Source organism: Bradyrhizobium sp. STM 3557 (assembly GCF_045571465.1).
Taxonomy (GTDB): Bacteria; Pseudomonadota; Alphaproteobacteria; order Rhizobiales; family Xanthobacteraceae; genus Bradyrhizobium.
Genome location: NZ_CP120697.1, coordinates 49,347 through 67,216 on the forward strand (window position 1 = coordinate 49,347; position 17,870 = coordinate 67,216).

Annotated in this window: 16 protein-coding genes; 15 read left to right on the top strand and 1 reads right to left on the bottom strand. The window is 64.2% G+C overall.

Annotation, left to right across the window (positions count from 1 at the left end):
• The first annotated feature begins 47 nt into the window (after positions 1-47).
• Complete coding sequence (locus P6U24_RS00220) at positions 48-2,078, top strand: Calx-beta domain-containing protein (RefSeq protein ID WP_407157222.1); 2,031 nt, start codon at positions 48-50, stop codon at positions 2,076-2,078.
• Positions 2,079-3,369: 1,291 nt separating this feature from the next.
• Here the strand turns inward: P6U24_RS00220 and P6U24_RS00225 are convergent.
• On the bottom strand, positions 3,370-4,371 hold the full coding sequence (locus P6U24_RS00225; protein ID WP_407157223.1) for an adenosine kinase: 1,002 nt from the start codon (positions 4,369-4,371) through the stop codon (positions 3,370-3,372).
• A 71-nt stretch (positions 4,372-4,442) separates the two neighbouring features.
• Here P6U24_RS00225 and murJ point away from each other — a divergent pair, with 71 nt between their 5' ends.
• The 14 genes from murJ to P6U24_RS00295 all read left to right on the top strand — a co-directional run bounded on the left by murJ (position 4,443) and on the right by P6U24_RS00295 (position 17,577).
• Positions 4,443-6,002: a murein biosynthesis integral membrane protein MurJ gene (murJ, locus tag P6U24_RS00230; protein ID WP_407157224.1), complete on the top strand. Its 1,560-nt coding sequence runs from the start codon at positions 4,443-4,445 to the stop codon at positions 6,000-6,002.
• Between the two features lie 50 nt (positions 6,003-6,052).
• Positions 6,053-7,105, top strand: a complete 1,053-nt coding sequence (trpS, locus tag P6U24_RS00235) for a tryptophan--tRNA ligase (protein WP_407157225.1) — start codon at positions 6,053-6,055, stop codon at positions 7,103-7,105.
• An 87-nt stretch (positions 7,106-7,192) separates the two neighbouring features.
• Positions 7,193-7,687, top strand: coding sequence for a universal stress protein (locus tag P6U24_RS00240; RefSeq protein ID WP_407160717.1), 495 nt, complete (start codon positions 7,193-7,195; stop codon positions 7,685-7,687).
• A 129-nt stretch (positions 7,688-7,816) separates the two neighbouring features.
• The gene (locus P6U24_RS00245) at positions 7,817-8,386 is read left to right on the top strand and encodes a NifU family protein (protein ID WP_407157226.1); all 570 of its coding nucleotides are present in this window, start codon (positions 7,817-7,819) and stop codon (positions 8,384-8,386) included.
• A gap of 243 nt (positions 8,387-8,629) precedes the next feature.
• Positions 8,630-9,328 (top strand): tRNA (adenosine(37)-N6)-threonylcarbamoyltransferase complex dimerization subunit type 1 TsaB, encoded by a 699-nt coding sequence (gene tsaB, locus P6U24_RS00250; RefSeq protein WP_407157227.1) that lies wholly within the window; start codon positions 8,630-8,632, stop codon positions 9,326-9,328.
• The gene (gene rimI, locus P6U24_RS00255) at positions 9,328-9,810 is read left to right on the top strand and encodes a ribosomal protein S18-alanine N-acetyltransferase (protein ID WP_407157228.1); all 483 of its coding nucleotides are present in this window, start codon (positions 9,328-9,330) and stop codon (positions 9,808-9,810) included. The genes tsaB and rimI overlap by 1 nt, the downstream gene beginning before the upstream one ends.
• Before the next feature lie 44 nt (positions 9,811-9,854).
• On the top strand, positions 9,855-10,304 hold the full coding sequence (locus P6U24_RS00260) for a Fur family transcriptional regulator (protein ID WP_407157229.1): 450 nt from the start codon (positions 9,855-9,857) through the stop codon (positions 10,302-10,304).
• A 15-nt stretch (positions 10,305-10,319) separates the two neighbouring features.
• Complete coding sequence (locus P6U24_RS00265) at positions 10,320-11,018, top strand: HAD family hydrolase (protein WP_407157230.1); 699 nt, start codon at positions 10,320-10,322, stop codon at positions 11,016-11,018.
• 81 nt (positions 11,019-11,099) lie between these two features.
• On the top strand, positions 11,100-12,503 hold the full coding sequence (gene miaB, locus P6U24_RS00270; protein ID WP_407157231.1) for a tRNA (N6-isopentenyl adenosine(37)-C2)-methylthiotransferase MiaB: 1,404 nt from the start codon (positions 11,100-11,102) through the stop codon (positions 12,501-12,503).
• A gap of 4 nt (positions 12,504-12,507) precedes the next feature.
• Positions 12,508-13,545 (top strand): PhoH family protein, encoded by a 1,038-nt coding sequence (locus P6U24_RS00275; protein ID WP_407157232.1) that lies wholly within the window; start codon positions 12,508-12,510, stop codon positions 13,543-13,545.
• Between the two features lie 66 nt (positions 13,546-13,611).
• The gene (ybeY, locus tag P6U24_RS00280; protein WP_407157233.1) at positions 13,612-14,118 is read left to right on the top strand and encodes an rRNA maturation RNase YbeY; all 507 of its coding nucleotides are present in this window, start codon (positions 13,612-13,614) and stop codon (positions 14,116-14,118) included.
• A gap of 2 nt (positions 14,119-14,120) precedes the next feature.
• The gene (locus tag P6U24_RS00285; RefSeq protein ID WP_407157234.1) at positions 14,121-15,308 is read left to right on the top strand and encodes a CBS domain-containing protein; all 1,188 of its coding nucleotides are present in this window, start codon (positions 14,121-14,123) and stop codon (positions 15,306-15,308) included.
• The gene (lnt, locus tag P6U24_RS00290) at positions 15,305-16,927 is read left to right on the top strand and encodes an apolipoprotein N-acyltransferase (protein WP_407157235.1); all 1,623 of its coding nucleotides are present in this window, start codon (positions 15,305-15,307) and stop codon (positions 16,925-16,927) included. The genes P6U24_RS00285 and lnt overlap by 4 nt, the downstream gene beginning before the upstream one ends.
• Positions 16,928-17,160: 233 nt before the next feature.
• On the top strand, positions 17,161-17,577 hold the full coding sequence (locus P6U24_RS00295) for a helix-turn-helix domain-containing protein (RefSeq protein ID WP_407157236.1): 417 nt from the start codon (positions 17,161-17,163) through the stop codon (positions 17,575-17,577).
• Positions 17,578-17,870 lie beyond the last annotated feature (293 nt).

Genomic DNA, 17,870 nt, shown 5'->3' on the forward strand with positions numbered 1-17,870 from the left:
GCCCAGATGTTAACTTCTGGCGCGTCGTTGTCGGAAAGGGCGCTCCTATGAAAGTCTCGCAATTTAAAACCATAACCGGCACCGCGGACGGTCAGACTCTCATCGGCGGCAGCGAGCGTGATCTGATCTATGGCTTTGGCAGCGGCGAGCGGCTCTACGCCGGAGCCGGCGATGACATACTCTATGCCGGGTCCGGAGGCAGCCTGCTGGACGGCGGACCAGGCGCCGATATCATGTATGGAGGCCTTGGCAACGATGTCTTCCGGGTCGAGAACATCGGCGATGTCGTGAACGAGCAGACTGCGGGCGGCTCCGATACGGTGCAGAGCTGGATCACCTACACGCTGCCTCAATTCGTCACGCAGCTCAATCTGATGGGGACGGCGGCGATCAACGGCACAGGCAACGACCTCAGCAACAAGCTCGTCGCGAACGATGCGGGTGACGTGTTGAGCGGAAGGGCTGGTGACGACACCTTGAACGGTGGGGCGGGTAACGACACCCTGATCGGTGGGCCGGGACGTGACACGCTCACGGGCGGTGCGGGTTCGGACACGTTCGTATTCAACTTTGCCGACGCGACCAGCACCGACAAGGTCAAGGACTTCTCAACCTCGGATCACGACCATATCGGGATCTATGCCAGCGACTACGGGCTCAGCCTGGGCCACGGTCTGGTCAACGACGGCACCGGCAACCTGGTGCTCGACCCCGCCTACTTCGTGGCCGTCGCAGGGTCGGCGAGCATCGTGCAGGGCACGGCATCCGGTCACGGGCAGTTCGTGTTCTCGTCCACGGCCTCGACTCATACCTTGATGTGGGATCCGGACGGTGCCGGACCCACGCACGGCATCGCGCTCGCCACCTTTAACCTCGATGCCACCCCGAGTGCCACGGACTTCACGGTGTTCAGCACGCCACCGACCGTGGCGGTGCACAGCGGCCCGGGTCCGATAGACGAGCGCGCGGACGCACAGGTCGGCTTTACGATCGATCTGTCTGCGCCATGGAATGAGGACGTGCGATTGACCTATTCGACGGTGGACGGCACGGCCCACGCCGGCAGCGACTTCGTCGGCGTCTCCCATGGCCAGGTGACGATTCCTGCCGGCAGCACCAGCGCCACCGTCTTGATCAATGCGCTCGATGGTAATCCGTCACAGGTCGATTCCTTCAGCCTCCAACTCGAGTCGGCCGTGGGCGTGACCAGCAGCACGGCATTCTCCATTGCCGGCAGCACAGCGAGCGGCTCCCTCGCGCCGCTGCCTCCCGAAGTTGTCGCAATCACCGACACGACGACATTCGGCAGCCCTGACCCGATGGGGTTGGCCTATGTGCCCAGCTTGGGCACTCTCTTCCTGGCCGACCCGCAGCTTGAATTAACAAGGGTGCAGCATTTGTCCGGCGTGGACACGCTGTTCGGGTTGAACCTTGACGGCACGCTGCAGTCCGGCGGCGCGGTCCCGCTGAGCTTCAGCACAAAGCCGGCCGGCCTGGCGTACGACCCCTCGACCGGCCTGATGTACATATCCGACGACGAAAAGTTAGAGATGCAAATCGTCAACCCCGCCAATCCCACCGTGGAGGTTGGGCACTTTTCACTCGCGAAATTGGGCTGCGACGACACGGAAGACGTGACGGTGAACCCAAACAACGGTCACGTCTTTATCGTGAATGGGGGCGACTTCGGACACCCCAAGATCGTTGAAACCGACGGCACCGGCTCGCAAATCTTCTCCACTATTGACCTCACAGCAGCGGTCAAGGGGCAGCCGATCGGTAGTCCCGAGGCGGCGGTGTACGATCCCGCACATGACGTGTTCTTTGTCGCTGGCAACAATTTCGACATCAAGGTCGTCAACCACACCGGCACGGTGCTGGATGACATCACTACTCTCTCCGGCTATCGCAACCCCACCGGCAATATAGGGGTCGATATCCAGGGCTTGACATTGGCGCCAGCCAGCGACGATCCGAACCGCATGGACCTTTATGTCGCCGACCAGGGGAATGTCGACGTCAACGACGGCCGGCTGATCGAGATCAATCTCCATAGCAACGGGCTGCTGTACGCGTAGCGAGCTCAGTCGAAAGAATAACGATGCCGCCGATGACGATCGCGTGCTCGGCCATGCGACCAACCCCTCTGCTCAGTGGCGTCGGGCTGCTATCAATGTCAAAGCGGAGTCTGCACCGGTAAAGGCTCTGGAGGAAGGTGCCAATCGAACTTGAGCTGCCGATGTCGGCTGTTGGCGGCCATAACCGGCGTGCAACTCGGCATCCCCTTCCAGGAGATGGGCGGACGCTGCTACGGCATCAATCGGCCACCGTTGACGGCCTTGCAGATCGCCCCCCATAAACATCCGGGCTGCTGGCAATGCATGAGGCCCTTGCGCGCAGAGCGCCTGTTTGTTGGGTCCGCGAACGCTGATTGCTCGATAACCTCGGCCGACGGGCAAATCGGCTTGGGATGAACCGGCCGGTCTGCAGTCACCAAGTCGCTCGCAATCCCCGCACAACACACCCGCGCCAAACAATCAATTTCGCCAGCACAATCAACGCGACTCGCCCTGTCCAGTCCTTCGCGTAAAAATATTCTAGTTTCGTTTTTTCGGAATTTGTGATTTCATCCCCGCATCCCGTCCCAACGAGGGGGCGCTTCGCGGTCGTCATGGACGTCGGGTGCGGGATGCGGTGGGCGTATCGGGTCGCAGCATGATCTTCATGCCGACGAACGACCTCGATGCGACGGTGAAATCGCGTGGTTCTGGCACCCCGGTGCTGGTGCTAAGTCCGTAGCTAGCTGTTTGACGAGCGCGCGGACGACGGGGGCAATCAAGCCGGTCCCCGGGAAGAGCGCGTATAAGCCGCCAAAACCATCGCGCGGGGAAGGCCGGACGTGTTCGGCCAGACCTGTGGTGACTGCCGCCTGCTTTCTTTTCTGCAGGCGGGCCACGGGCGCGGCCAGCGCCCGGCCTTCCCTGCGCCCTCAGTTCTGAAGAGGGCGAAGATGTCTCGAAAAACCCGGACGAAAGCCGCCGCGGGGACGAAGGCGCATGCGCGATGCCTGAGATGCGGATTTCAAGATTGTCTCCGCCGGCAGCCGATCAGGAAAACGGGTCACTCGCAGCTTGCATTTCCGGCGTCTTGCGGAACCGCTCTTACCCTCTCCCCTTGTGGGGGAGGGTGGATCGCCGGCGCGGACGCGGCGGCGAGACGGGTGAAGGGTCTGTCTCCGCGGATGCAGACCCCTCACCCGCCTCGCTTCGCGAGGCACCCTCTCCCACGAGGGGAGAGCGTGTAACCGTCATCGCAGTGAGTACGCGCAACAAGCGAGATCGCTTGGTAGTCCGATCACTTCGTGTTCAACTACACCGGCAGCCCATTCTCCTGCGCGAGCTGCTTCAACGACACCTGCGGGCGCGCGCCGATGTGCTGGATCACCTCCGCGGCGGCGAGGCCGCCGAGCTGGCCGGCCTTCTCGTAGCCGGTCTTGCGCACCAAGCCGAACAGGAAGCCGGCGGCGAACAGGTCGCCGGCGCCGGTGGTGTCGACCAGCTTTTGAATCGGGAATGCCGGCACCGAGATCACGCCATCATTCGAGACGACGACGCAGCCCTTCTCGCTGCGCGTGACGATGCCAAGCGTGGCGTCCTCGCGGAGCTGCTTCAACGCGCCCTCGAAATCGGAGGTCTGGTACAGCGAATGCAGCTCGGCCTCGTTGGCGAACACGAGGTCCACCGTGCCACCACGCATCAGCTCGAGGAATTCGTCGCGGTAACGATCGACGCAGAACGCATCCGACAAGGTCAACGCGACCTCGCGTCCCGCGTCATGCGCAATGCTCGCAGCCTTGACGAAGGCGTCCTTGGCATCCTTCGGATCCCACAGATAGCCTTCGAGATAGGTGATGCGGCTGGCCGCGATCTGCTCCGGATCGATGTCGGCGGGCGACAGGTTCTGCGCCGCACCGAGATAGGTGTTCATGGTGCGCTCGCCATCCGGCGTCACCAGGATGTAGGAGCAGCCGGTGGCCGGACCATCGCTCGCGGGCGCGGTCTCGAAGGCGACACCGGCGGCGCGGATGTCATGGGCGTACATCTTGCCGATCTGGTCGTCCTTGATCTTGCCGACATAGGCGGTGCGGGCGCCAAGGCTGGCGAGCCCGACAATGGTGTTGGCAGCCGACCCACCGGACATCTCGGTTGCCGGCCCCATGTCGCGATAGATCGCCGCTGCACGCGCCTCATCGATCAGGGACATGCTGCCCTTGGCCATCGCATGCCGCGCCAGGAAGCCGTCGTCGGCCTGCACCAGCACGTCGAAGATCGCATTGCCAATCGCGAGAACGTCGTATTTAGCGTCAGTCATCCACCGGCCCCGTTTACGGCAATTGCGAAAGGCTGGGGCCTATCACAAGCGGCGCTGCTATAGAAGGGGCGATGATCCGGTCTTTTATGACAGTGCTTTCGGGGACACTGGTCTCGCGACTGCTGGGCTTTATCCGCGACTCCCTGATCGCGGCGCTGCTTGGTGCCGGACCGATCGCGGACGCGTTTCTTGCCGCATTTCAGCTCGTCAACGTGATCCGCCGCCTGCTGACGGAGGGCGCGCTGAACGCCTCGTTAGTACCGGCCTGGCTGCGGCTGCAGCGCCACGAAGGCCCGGCTGCCGCGGCGGCTTTCGCAGGACGTGTGCTCGGCACCGTGAGTAGCGGCCTCATCGTCGCCACAATCCTGCTCGCTTTCGCGATGCCGCTGGTCATGACCCTGCTGGCGCCGGGCTTTGCCGGCCACGCAACATTGCAGCTCGCCAGCGACAACGCGCGGCTGATGCTGCCCTATCTCGCCTTTGCCGGCCCCTCGACCGTGCTGCTTGCACTGGCGAGCGCACAAGGCCGCTTTGCTCTCGCCGCGTTCTCGCCGCTTTTATTCAACGGCGCCCTGATCGCGGTGACCATTGTGCTGCTCGCGATACACAGCGACGCCGCACGCGCCGCGCTGGCACTGGCGACCACCATCGGCATTGTGGGCCTGCTGCAGCTCCTGATCCTGGTCTCGCGCCGACGAGGCGGTGCGCTCGCTGCGCCGCTGCGCATCTCCATCGCTCCCGAAATGCGCGGCTTCCTCGGCAAGGCATTCCCCGGCATGGTGGCGAGCGCCGCGCCGCAATTGCTTGCGGTGGGCGGCGCGATCATCGCCTCGACCGAGCCATCGGCGGTGTCCTGGCTCTATTTTGCCAATCGCCTGATCGAGCTACCGCTCGGCATCGTCGGCATGGCGATGGGCACGGTGCTGGTGCCCGAGCTGACACGCGCGCTGCAGGCCGGCGACAAGGCGATGCTCGCGCATGCGCAGTCGCGCGGGCTCGAGCTCGCCATCGGTCTGGCGCTGCCGGCGATGCTCGGCCTGATCGTGCTGAGCGGGCCGATCGTGCGGCTGCTGTTCGAGCACGGCGCGTTCACCGCCGCCGACAGCACGGCAACCGCAGACATTCTGGCGTGGCTGGCGGTCGCATTGCCGGCGCAGGTCCTGGTGAAGGCGCTCTCGCCCGCCTTCTTTGCCCGCGAGGATACGCGCGCGCCGATGAACGCGACCCTGATCGGCGTTGTTGTCGCCATCGCGCTGGCGCTGGTGCTCGGCCATATCATGGGCAGCAGCGGCATCGCCATCGGGCTTGTGATCGGCGCCTGGGCGCAGGCGCTGGTGCTGTTCCGGCGCGGAGCCTTGAGCTTCGGCTTTGCGATCGAGCCGGCGACGCGCCGCCGCCTGCCGCGCATCGTGCTGGGAGCGCTGGCGATGGGCGGCGTCTTATGGGCCGCTGTATCCGGAACAACGACCGTTGTTGCGTCACATGGCGGGCTCGGCCGGACGGTCTTCCTGTTCACCCTGATCGCCGGCGGCATCGCGCTTTATGGCGGGCTGCTGTCCGCGCTCGGCGTGACCGGCTGCCGCGATAGCGTCCGGGCGATCCGCGGACGATCGCATGACTTGCGCGGGTGAGCCGGTCCGTGCCAAACGACACACCAATTCGAGCAATGGGAATAGCGAGCATGGCCTTCGTGGAACGGGTTTTCTCCGGCGTCCAGCCGACCGGCAATCTGCATCTCGGCAATTATCTCGGCGCCATCGTCAACTTCGTGAAGATGCAGGAGACCCATAACTGCATCTATTGCGTGGTCGACATGCACGCCATCACGATGCCGACGGATGTCTGGGGCGGCCCGGAGGGACTGGCACGCGCCACCCGCGAGGTGACCGCCGCCTTCATCGCTGCCGGCATCGATCCGAAGAAGCACATCGTGTTCAACCAGAGCCAGGTCTCCGGCCATGCCGAGCTGACCTGGATCTTCAATTGCGTCGCCCGCGTCGGCTGGCTCAACCGCATGACCCAGTTCAAGGAGAAGGCCGGCAAGGACCGCGAGAACGCGTCGGTCGGCCTCTACGACTATCCGGTGCTGATGGCGGCCGACATCCTGCTCTACCGCGCCACTCACGTACCCGTCGGCGAGGACCAGAAGCAGCATCTGGAGCTGGCACGCGATATCGCGCAGAAGTTCAACAATGATTTCGGCGATTCGATCCGCAAGACAGGCTTCGGCGATGGACTGTTCTTCCCCTTGCCGGAGCCCATGATCACGGGACCGGCGACGCGGGTGATGTCGCTGCGCGACGGCACCAAGAAGATGTCGAAGTCGGATGCGTCGGACTATTCGCGCATCAATTTGACCGACGATGCCGACACCATCGCGCAGAAGGTCCGCAAGGCGAAGACCGATCCGGAGCCGCTGCCGAGCGAGGAGAAGGGCCTGGAGGCACGCCCCGAGGCCGACAATCTGGTCGGCATCTATGCGGCGCTGTCGAACCGCTCGAAAGCCGACGTGCTGCGCGAATTCGGCGGCGGCCAGTTCTCAGGCTTCAAGAACGCGCTGGTGGAATTGTGCGTTGCCAAGCTCGCGCCGATCGCAGGCGAGATGAAGCGGCTCACCGCCGATCCTGCTTACGTCGATTCCGTGCTGGTGGATGGCGCCGATCGCGCCCGCGCGATTGCCGCCGAGACGATGCAAGCGACGCGCGACATCGTCGGCTTCATCGGCAAGCGCTGAGGCCGGTGGAGTGGCCGCCGCCTCTCCCCAGGAGGCGGCGGTTGTGGCAGCATGTCGGCCGTTGTGACCTCGGCACGCGGGATATCGATGACGCCGCAGCGGCAGAGCTACCAGGCCGGGCATGCACCGAAATGCCTTGTCGTTATTGATGACAGCGCGGAATGGGACCGCGCGGTGCGCTATGCCGCCCGCTGGGCATTGCGCGGCGGCGGCAGCGTGGTCATGCTGCGCCTGATCGAGACCGAGGAGCAGAACCAGCAATGGCTCGGGGTCGCCGATCTGATGCGCGCGGAGGCGCAGGACGCTGCCAATGAGGTGTTCGACCGCGCCGCCGCGCTGGTGACCGCGATCGGCGCTGCGGTTCCAGAGCGCGTCATTCGCGAAGGCGACCCGACCGAGCAGATCCTCAGCGCCATCGACGGCGACCCGGATATCGCGCTGCTGATCCTGGCCGCCAATTCCGGTGCCGAGGGTCCGGGGCCCCTGGTCATGCAGCTCACCAAGACCGTCGGCGCGTTCCCGATCCCGCTGCTCATGGTCCCCGGCGACCTCGGCGATGACGATATCGACGCACTCACCTGAACGGCCGCGTCATGGCTGCAATACCGCCGCCGACCCCGATTAGCCTGCCCTTGATCGGTGCGCCCGTGGTCGCCATCTGCTATAGCGTCCCCACACGCCGGCCTTGAACCGGCGCTGCCGGAGAAAATCATGTTCATCCAGACCGAAGCTACCCCCAACCCCGCCACCTTGAAGTTCATCCCGGGCCGCGTCGTGCTCGACGGGCCCCCGATCGAATTCAACAGCCGCGAGGCTGCCGCGCGCTCGCCGCTCGCCGAGCGGCTGTTCGACGTCGCCGGCGTCACCGGCGTCTTCTACGGATCGGACTTCATCACCGTGACCAAGGACGGTGGCGACTGGCAGCATCTGAAGCCCGCGATCCTCGGCGCGATCATGGAACACTACATGTCGGGCGCGCCGCTCTTGGCCGACGGCAGCGAGGCCCACGGCGCCGATGATGACGGCGAGGACGAGTTCTTCAACGAGGCCGATGCCGAGACCGTCGACATGATCAAGGACCTGATCGAGACGCGGGTGCGTCCGGCGGTTGCCAATGACGGCGGCGACATCACCTTCCGCGGTTTCAAGGACGGGATCGTCTACCTCAACATGAAGGGCGCCTGCTCCGGCTGCCCGTCATCGACCGCGACCCTGCAGCACGGCATCCAGAACCTGCTGCGTCACTTCGTGCCCGAAGTGATCGAAGTCCGGCCGATGTGAGCGTTGGCGAATAGCGAATGGAGAGTAGCGAATAGATCCACTCCTCATTTGCGGCTGCGCGGCGCCAACGGCGGCGCGTTCCCACGGAGATGCGGTGCGTAACCCTGACAGGGCCTATAAATTTCTCTAAATCTGCCGTAATTTCAGTGGGTTGGCATTCTTCTGGTTGCAGCCTGATGCGATTTACGCAATCAGGCTGTAGAAGGAGGCGCCTAAATTTATCTAATTACCGCTCCAGGGACGATGCTCATTCTTGCCATCGATACTGCGCTCGACCATTGCGCCGCGGCGATTCTCGACACCGATGCCGCTGCCATTCGCGCGCAGGAATCGCTGCCGATGAAGCGCGGGCATGCCGAAGCCCTGATGCCGCTGATCGCGCGCGTCATGAAGGCGGCCGATCTGCCATTCACCACGCTCGACCGCATCGCGGTCACGACCGGTCCCGGCAGCTTCACCGGACTGCGCGTCGGGCTGTCGGCCGCGCGCGGGCTCGCGCTCGCCGCGAAGAAGCCCGCGGTCGGCGTGACCACGTTGTCGGCCTATGCCGCGCCTGTCGTCAGCGAGGACGGTCCGCACCCGGTGATCTCGGCGATTGATGCGCGGCACGACCATGTCTATTTCCAGGTCGTCAGCGGCGCCGGCGACGAGCTGGCCTCGCCGCAGGTCGCGCCCATGGCGACAGCAATCGAAGCCGCGCATTTCGGTGCACCGCACCTGGTCGGCAACGCCGCCACGCTGCTCGCCGAGCGCTGGCCTGCCGACGCGGCGCCACCCGTCGCGGTGAATCCCCAGGCGGCGCCCGACATCGCCTGGGTCGCCTGGCTCGGCGCCGCGGCCGATCCGAAGCTATCGCCGGCGCGCCCCTTCTACCTGAAGGCGCCTGATGTGAAGGTGCCGGCCAACATGCCGCACGTCTCCCCGCAGACGGCAGCCTCGTGATGCGGTGGTGGACGCGATGGTTCGCCGGTGCGAAGCCGGCGATCGAGCCTGCGAGCCTCCGTGATGCGGCGCAGCTCGCGCGGATTCATGCCGCCTCGTTTCATCGCGGTTGGGGCGAGGGCGAATTCGAGAGCATGCTGGCCGAGCGCAATACGCTGGTGCATCGCCTGAAGATCGGCCGCCATATTGCCGGCTTCATCGTCTCGCGGATCGGCGCCGACGAAGCCGAGATCCTGTCAGTGGCGCTTGACCCAAATCAACGCGGCCGCGGCCTGTCGCGCGATCTGCTGCTGACGCATCTCGGGCACCTTGCGGGCCGCGGGGTGCGCACGGTGTTCCTTGAGGTCGAGGAAAACAACCAGCCGGCACGCCGGCTCTATCAGCGCGCCGGTTTCGCCGTCGTCGGGCGGCGCGAGCGATATTACCAGCAGGTGGGCGGGGAACAGCTGAACGCCCTTCTGATGCGCCGGGACTTGTCGTAACCTGAGCTTGATGGCAGAAAGCGCGTCCTGAAGGCGAGACAGCCATGACCTCCTTGAAGACCACGTCCGCGCCGAAATCCGCCGGTATCGAGGCCCGCTGCGCCGCGACCGGTATGCGCATGACCGAGCAGCGTCGCGTCATCGCGCGCGTGCTGGCTGAGGCGGTCGATCATCCCGACGTGGAGGAACTGTATCGCCGCTGTGTCGCCGTCGACGACAAGATCTCGATCTCAACTGTCTATCGCACCGTGAAGCTGTTCGAGGACGCCGGCATCATCGAGCGCCACGATTTCCGCGAGGGCCGCGCCCGCTACGAACAGATGCGCGACAGCCATCATGACCACCTGATCAATCTGCGCGACGGCAAGGTGATCGAATTCACCTCGGAGGAGATCGAGAAGCTGCAGGCCGAGATCGCGCGCAAGCTCGGCTACAAGCTGGTCGATCACCGGCTCGAGCTCTATTGCGTGCCGCTCGACGAAGACGCCTCCTGAGCGGCATAACGGAGCGTGGCCTTCGATCTCATCATCTTCGATTGCGACGGCGTGCTGGTCGACAGCGAGGTGATCTCCTGCCAGGCCCATGCCGATGTGCTCAGCGCGAGCGGCTATCCCATCACCGCGGCGCAAGTGTTCGATCGCTTCCTCGGACGCTCGGCGAAGCAAGCGCGGCTTGAGGTCGAAGCCGAGCTCGGCCGCAGCCTTCCCGATGATTTCACCGAGCGGCTGCGCGAGCGCCTGTTCAGCGCCTTCGAGGCCGACCTTCAGGCCGTGATCGGCATCACACAAGCGCTCGACGCCATCGACCTGCCGGTCTGCGTCGCCTCCTCCGGCTCGCATGAGCGCATGCGCGTCAGTCTCGGCGCGACCCGGCTCTACGACCGCTTCGCACCGAACATTTTTTCGTCCTCGCAGGTCGCGAACGGCAAGCCAGCCCCGGACCTGTTCCTGTTCGCCGCCGCGCAGATGAAGGCCGCGCCGTCGGCCTGTATCGTCGTCGAGGACAGCGTCGCCGGCATCACCGGGGCCGCGGCCGCCGGCATGACCGTGCTCGGGTTTCACGGCGGCAGCCATTGCGGTCCGGACCATGCCGCCACCCTGCAGGCCGCCGGTGCGACCGCGACTTTCGGCGATATGCGCCACTTACCGGCCCTGATCGCCCAATTTGGCCAAAAGCAAGCTCCGATCGCTGGATTTTCGAAGGCTTAGGCTATATCTGAGCCCCGCACGCCGGGAATGCCGGCGCGTGGCCGCAAACCGGGCCGGAGCCCAATCGACCAAGCAGGATCAATGACGCCGCCGCGCAAGCTGCATATCAAGTCCTATGGCTGCCAGATGAACGTCTACGATGCCCAGCGCATGGTGGATTCGCTCGGCGGCGAGGGTTTTGTGGAGACGGCAAGCGTCGATGAGGCGGACCTTGTGATCCTCAACACCTGCCACATTCGCGAAAAGGCCTCCGAGAAGGTCTATTCGGAGCTTGGCCGGCTGCGCGTCGCCAAGGACGAGGCGGCGAGGCAAGGTCGCGCGATGAAGATCGCCGTCGCCGGCTGTGTCGCGCAGGCGGAAGGCGACGAGATCATTGCGCGCGCACCGACGGTCGACGTCGTGGTCGGCCCGCAGAGCTATCACCATCTGCCGGATCTGCTGAAGCGTGCCGCGCGTGGCGAGCGCGCGATCGAGACCGAGTTTCCCGCCGACGACAAATTCGACCACCTGCCGGCGCCCAAGCGCGACGCGATCCGTGCCCGCGGCATCTCGGCCTTCGTCACCGTGCAGGAAGGCTGCGACAAGTTCTGCACGTTCTGCGTCGTGCCTTATACGCGCGGCAGCGAGATATCCCGCCCGGTCGCCAAGATCGAGGACGAGGTGAAACGGCTGGTCGACAATGGCGTGCGCGAGATCACGCTGATCGGCCAGAACGTCAACGCCTATCACGGCGAGGGACTGGACGGCCGCAGCTGGTCGCTCGGCCGACTGCTCTATCATCTTGCTGAGATTCCGGGCGTGGCGCGCCTGCGCTATTCGACCAGCCATCCCAATGATGTCGACGACAGCCTGATCGCGGCGCATCGCGATCTCTCCGAGCTGATGCCGTTCGTGCATCTGCCCGTGCAGTCCGGTTCGGACCGGATTCTGGCCGCAATGAACAGGAAACATACCGCGGCCGACTATCAAAAAGTCGTCGACAAGTTTCGTACCGCGCGCCAAGACATTGCGTTTTCATCGGATTTCATCGTCGGCTTTCCCGGGGAAACCGAGCAGGATTTTCGCGCCACCCTCGCGCTTGTCGCACAAATCGGCTACGCTGCAGCTTATTCGTTCAAATATTCGCCGCGACCGGGCACGCCCGCGGCGGACATGCAGGAGATGGTGCCGGCAGCCGAGATGGACGAGCGATTGGAGCGCCTCCAGACGTTGATCGACAGCCAGCAATCCGCCTTCAACAGGGCCGCGATCGGCACCACCGTCGACGTGCTATTCGAGCGGCCGGCCCGCAATCCAGGCCAGATCGTCGGCCGCACCGCTTATCTGCAGCCAGCCCATGTGATGGCGTCGGACGAGATCGTCGGACAGGTGCTGCCGGTCCGGATCGACGGCCTCGAGCGCTACAGCCTGCTCGGCGCGCTCGCCATTGACGCGACTGCATCTGCGCCGCGTCTGTCTGTGCCATCTGCCACCATCGGAGCCTGAACCCTTGCCCAAGAGCGCATCGGATTCGCCTTCCCTCGCTCCCAGCCGCAAGTTCGACCGTGACATGTCCATTCCGCCCGAGACGCAGGTCGTCATCGATTTCGACGATAATCGCGCCGCTTCCGCGCTGGTCGGCCCTTACGGCCAGAACCTCGCGCTGGTCGAGCGCCGGCTCGGCGTCGTGGTCGATTCCCGCGGCAATCACATCACCATCGGCGGCACCCGCGACAGCTGCGACGCGGCGCGGCGGGTGCTGGAAACGCTTTATGAGCAGGCGGTGAAGGGCCACGATCTGGCGCAAGGCGATGTCGACGGCGCCATCCGCGCCGTGGTCGCGCAGGGCTCGTTGTTCGAATTCGACGCCAAGAATGCGAAGCAGGCGTTCGAGAGCATCAACTTGCGCAAGCGTCCGGTGCGCGCCCGCACTGCGGCGCAGGACTCCTACATCCGCGCGCTGAAACGCCATGAGCTGGTGTTCGGCATCGGCCCGGCCGGCACCGGCAAGACGTGGCTGGCCGTGGCGCACGCCGCGCAACTGTTCGAACGCAAGGAGGTCGATCGCATCATCCTGTCGCGGCCTGCTGTCGAAGCCGGCGAGCGACTCGGCTTCCTGCCCGGTGATCTCCGTGAGAAGGTCGATCCTTATCTGCGCCCGATCTACGACGCGCTCTATGATCTGATGGATGCGCGGATCGTCGAGCGTGCACTGCAGGCCGGCGAGATCGAAATCGCCCCGCTCGCCTTCATGCGCGGCCGTACCCTCACCAATGCCGCGATCATCCTGGACGAGGCGCAGAACACCACGTCCATGCAGATGAAGATGTTCCTCACCCGATTGGGCGAGAACAGCCGGATGATCATCACCGGCGACCCGTCGCAGGTCGACCTGCCCAATGGGCAGACCTCCGGCCTTGCCGAAGCTGCCAGGCTGCTCGACGGCGTCGACGGCATCGCGCAGGTGCGGTTCACCGGCGAGGATGTCATTCGGCACGAACTGGTGGCGCGGATCGTTGCGGCCTATGAGGGCGCGAAAGAGCGGTAGCACAACAGCGGCGGATTGCGCGGGCGCGCTGCGCGCGGCGTATCATGCGCATACATATTTGAAGAGATGACCCGTTCCATTCCAATAACCGAGGTGATCGTCGCCGCCGATTGCTGGCAGGACCAGCCCGACGCCGAAGCGGTGATTCAGCGCGCGATCGACGCGGCTGCGCAGCTTTCCGATGCGGATATCGGCGAGGCCGAGATCGCGGTGATGCTGACCGACGATGCCGGCATTCGCATCCTCAACAATAATTGGCGCGGCATCGACAAACCGACCAACGTGCTGTCCTTTCCCGCTCTGCAGCCGACGGGCCCGGTTGGCGAGGATGATCCGCCGCGCATGCTCGGCGACATTGCGATCGCCTTTGAGACGATGCGCCGCGAGGCGGACGAGGCGCAAAAGCCGTTCGAGCATCATTTGAGCCATCTCACCGTGCACGGCTTCCTGCATCTGATCGGCTATGATCACGAGACCGATGACGAGGCCGAGGAGATGGAGGCGCTCGAGACCGAGATCCTGGCGCAGCTCGGGATTCCTGATCCCTATGCGGACCGGGAGCGGATGGATTGACCATGTCAGATTCCGAGCCGATCCACGACAATCCGCGCAACACGCGCAATCTGCCGGCCGTGGTTGCGCCAAGCGAGGTCGGCCGCACGCCATCCGAGAATTGGCTGGTGCGCGCGATCCGCAATCTGTTCGGCTGGAAGGGCGGCGGCTCGGTGCGCGACGACCTGCAGGTCGTGCTCGATGCTTCCCAGCCTGACGACATCGGCTTCTCCGCGGTCGAGCGCACGCTGTTGCGCAACATCCTCGATCTGCACGAGCGGCGCATCGCCGACGTGATGGTGCATCGCGCCGACATCGTCGCGGTCAAGCGCGACATTCCGCTGGGCGAGCTGATGAGTTTGTTCGAGAGCGCATCGCATTCCCGCCTCGTGGTCTACAATGACACGCTGGATGATCCCGAAGGGATGGTCCACATCCGCGATCTGCTCGCCTTCATGACGGCGCAGGCGCGCCTGCCCGAAGCGGTGAAGTCGAAGCGCAAGAAGCCGCTGCCGGCGGGCCTCGACCTGCGCACCGTCGATCTGTCGATGCCGCTGTCGGACGCCAACATCATCCGCAAACTGCTGTACGTGCCGCCGTCGATGCGCGCGATCGACCTGCTGGCGCAGATGCAGGCCTCACGCATTCATCTGGCGCTCGTGGTCGACGAATATGGCGGCACCGACGGGCTGGTCTCGATCGAGGACCTCGTCGAGCAGATCGTCGGCGAGATCGACGACGAGCATGACAGCGACGAGCCGCCGGCGATCGTGCGCCAGGCCGACGGCTCGTTCATCGCCGATGCGCGTGCGGGCCTCGAGGACGTACGCGCCGTGATCGGCGAGGACTTCGTCACCGGCGAGGCCGGCGAAGGCGTCGAGACGCTGGGCGGCTATCTCGTCAATCATGTCGGGCGGCTGCCGGTGCGCGGCGAATTGATCTCCGGCCCCGGCCACTTCGAAGTCGAGGTGCTGGACGCCGATCCGCGCCGCGTCAAGCGGCTGCGCATTGCGCTGCGCAAGGAACGTCCTGCGCCGCGCGTCCCGCGTGAGCGGGGACGCCGCGAAGCCGCACCGGACACGGCAACCGAGGCGCCGACCGAGAGCGCGCCAGAGCCGAATCCAGAGTCCGGTGCGCCACCGGAGGCTGGACAAGCCTCCGGCAGTGACAATGCCAGCCCGCCGACCGGCGATGGAGCGGGCCCGCAGTGATCGCCACATCCAAGCTGCGCAGCGTCGCGCTCGCCATCATCCTGTCCTGGGGCTGGAAGCGCGCAGTCCTCGCGCTTGTTGCAGGTGCGCTCTCCGCGCTGGCGATGGCGCCGTTCAACGCCTGGCCCATTTTGTTCGTCACCTTTCCCGTGCTGGTCTGGCTGATCGATGGCGCCGGCGCCGGACGCTATCGCGGCGTGCCGGCGGCGGCGCTGACCGGCTTCTGGTTCGGGCTCGGCTATTTCGTGCCCGGCCTTTACTGGATCGGCTACGCCTTTCTGGTCGACGCCGACACCTTCGCCTGGCTGATGCCGTTCGCGGTGCTCGGGCTGCCGGCCTATCTTGCATTGTTTCCGGCCATCGGCTGCGCGCTGGCGCGACTGATCTGGACCCGCGACGCCTCGCGGGTGCTGGCGCTTGCGGCCGCGCTCACCTTGAGCGAATGGCTGCGCGGCCATGTCTTGACCGGGTTTCCCTGGAATACGTTCGGCTATGCGCTCTCGACGCCATTGGCGCTGGCGCAGCCGGCCTCGCTGGTCGGGTTGTGGGGCATGACACTGATCGCGATTGCGATCTTTGCCAGTCCTGCGGCGCTGATCGACAGCGGACGACGCGGCGTGCGGCCGTGGCTCGCGCCTCTCGCTGCACTCGTCGTGCTGCTCGCGATGGGAACATTCGGTGCGGTGCGCCTGGCGCTGCGTCCGACCGCCATGGTGCCCGATCTGAAGCTCCGCATCATGCAGCCGAACCTGCAGCAGGACGTGAAGTTCAACTACTCCGCCAAGGCGGAGGTGATGCGGAAATACCTCACGCTATCGGATCGCGCCTCTGGCCCGAGGGCGACGGGTGTGCATGATGTCAATATACTGATCTGGCCCGAGTCGGCGTTTCCATTCTTCCTGACGCGCGAGGCCGATGCGATGGCGCAAATCGCCGATCTGCTGCAGCCGGGAACTGTCCTGATCACTGGTTCAGTACGTGCACCAGACGGGCCACGAAATGCACGAGTCACGCGCGCCTATAACTCCATCTATGTGATCGATCACGACGGCAACATCCTATCAGTCTACGACAAGCTCCACTTAGTTCCATTTGGTGAGTATCTGCCGTTGCAGGGCTTGATGGAGCGGCTGGGCTTTGAGCAACTCACAAAAGTCCAGGGCGGATTCATTTCCGGCACTCTCTCTCGCAAGCTGGACATTCCGCGCGCTCCACGAGCTCTACCCTTGATCTGCTACGAAGCGATCTTTCCCGATTACGTTGCGGCGCAAAACAGCGCAGATCGCCCCGGATGGATGGTCAATCTGACAAATGACGGCTGGTTTGGAATCTCGACGGGCCCGCATCAGCACCTGCAGCAGGCACAGTGGCGCGCCATCGAGCAAGGTTTGCCTTTGGTGCGCGCCGCCAACACCGGAATTTCAGCCGTAATCGATCCGCTAGGTCGAAATATCGCTGAGCTCGGTCTCGGCGTCGAGGGCGTTCTCGATTCGTCATTGCCGGCGGCAATCGCGCCGACGATCTACGCGCGAAGCGGCGACATTCCCGCCGCCGTGCTGCTTGCAGCCGCTCTGCTTGTCGTCTTCCGACGCCGCGCAGCCAAAAGCGTTGCGAGATAGTTGCACATTCTTGTTTCTTTTCGCGGCGGTAAGATTTTTTTTGACAAGCAAAACTACAAGTGTTGACAGATCGACATCGCAATTCGCATTCTCGCGCGGCAGTACGATCTGTCAGTTCGTTGCTCAACACGTCTTCCTTCGTAACAACATCCGAGCAGAAATTGACGGTGTTAGCGCCTGAGGCATACTGCGGTGGCCTCATTCCCAAGGCCAGATTTCAAGGAGTGTGAGAGATGTCGACGAAAGCGCCCAACCCTGTTGACAAACATGTCGGCAGCCGGGTGCGGATGCGCCGTATCATGCTGGGCATGAGCCAGGAAAAGCTCGGTGAGGCTCTCGGCCTCACATTCCAGCAGATACAGAAATACGAAAAGGGCACGAACCGCGTTGGTGCGAGCCGAATTCAGCAGATTTCCGAGGTCCTCCAGGTCCCGGTGTCGTTCTTGTTCGAGGGAGTTCCAAGCGGCGGGACTAATGGCGAGGGATTCGGCGAGGGCGCGTCGCCCGCTTACGTGTCCGACTTTCTCGCAACCTCGGAAGGTTTGGCTTTGACCCGCGCGTTCACGCGGATCAACGACTCCAAGCTTCGCCGCAGCATCGTCGATCTGGTCGAGCAGATTGCCGACCGCGAAGGACCTGATGATCGCTGATCATATTGCGCTGGTTTTCCGAGTTCATAAGGAGAGCTAATAGCGCAATAAACTGGATTGATCTGAAAAGGGCGCGATGGCTTTCGTTCAACGAACAGCTATCGCGCCCTTTGCTGTTTTGTTAGCAAGCCGGCTCCTGAACGGCGCTGATCAACAGAAGAGACACCGCTTCGTCGCAGTGCGATCAATCACCACTGTCCAAAGAATGGACGCCGATGTCGCGGATGCCCCTTGCTCCCTTCGGGAAGCAGGCGACCACCCATCAGCTACATTAGTAATCATTACCTGGCCGG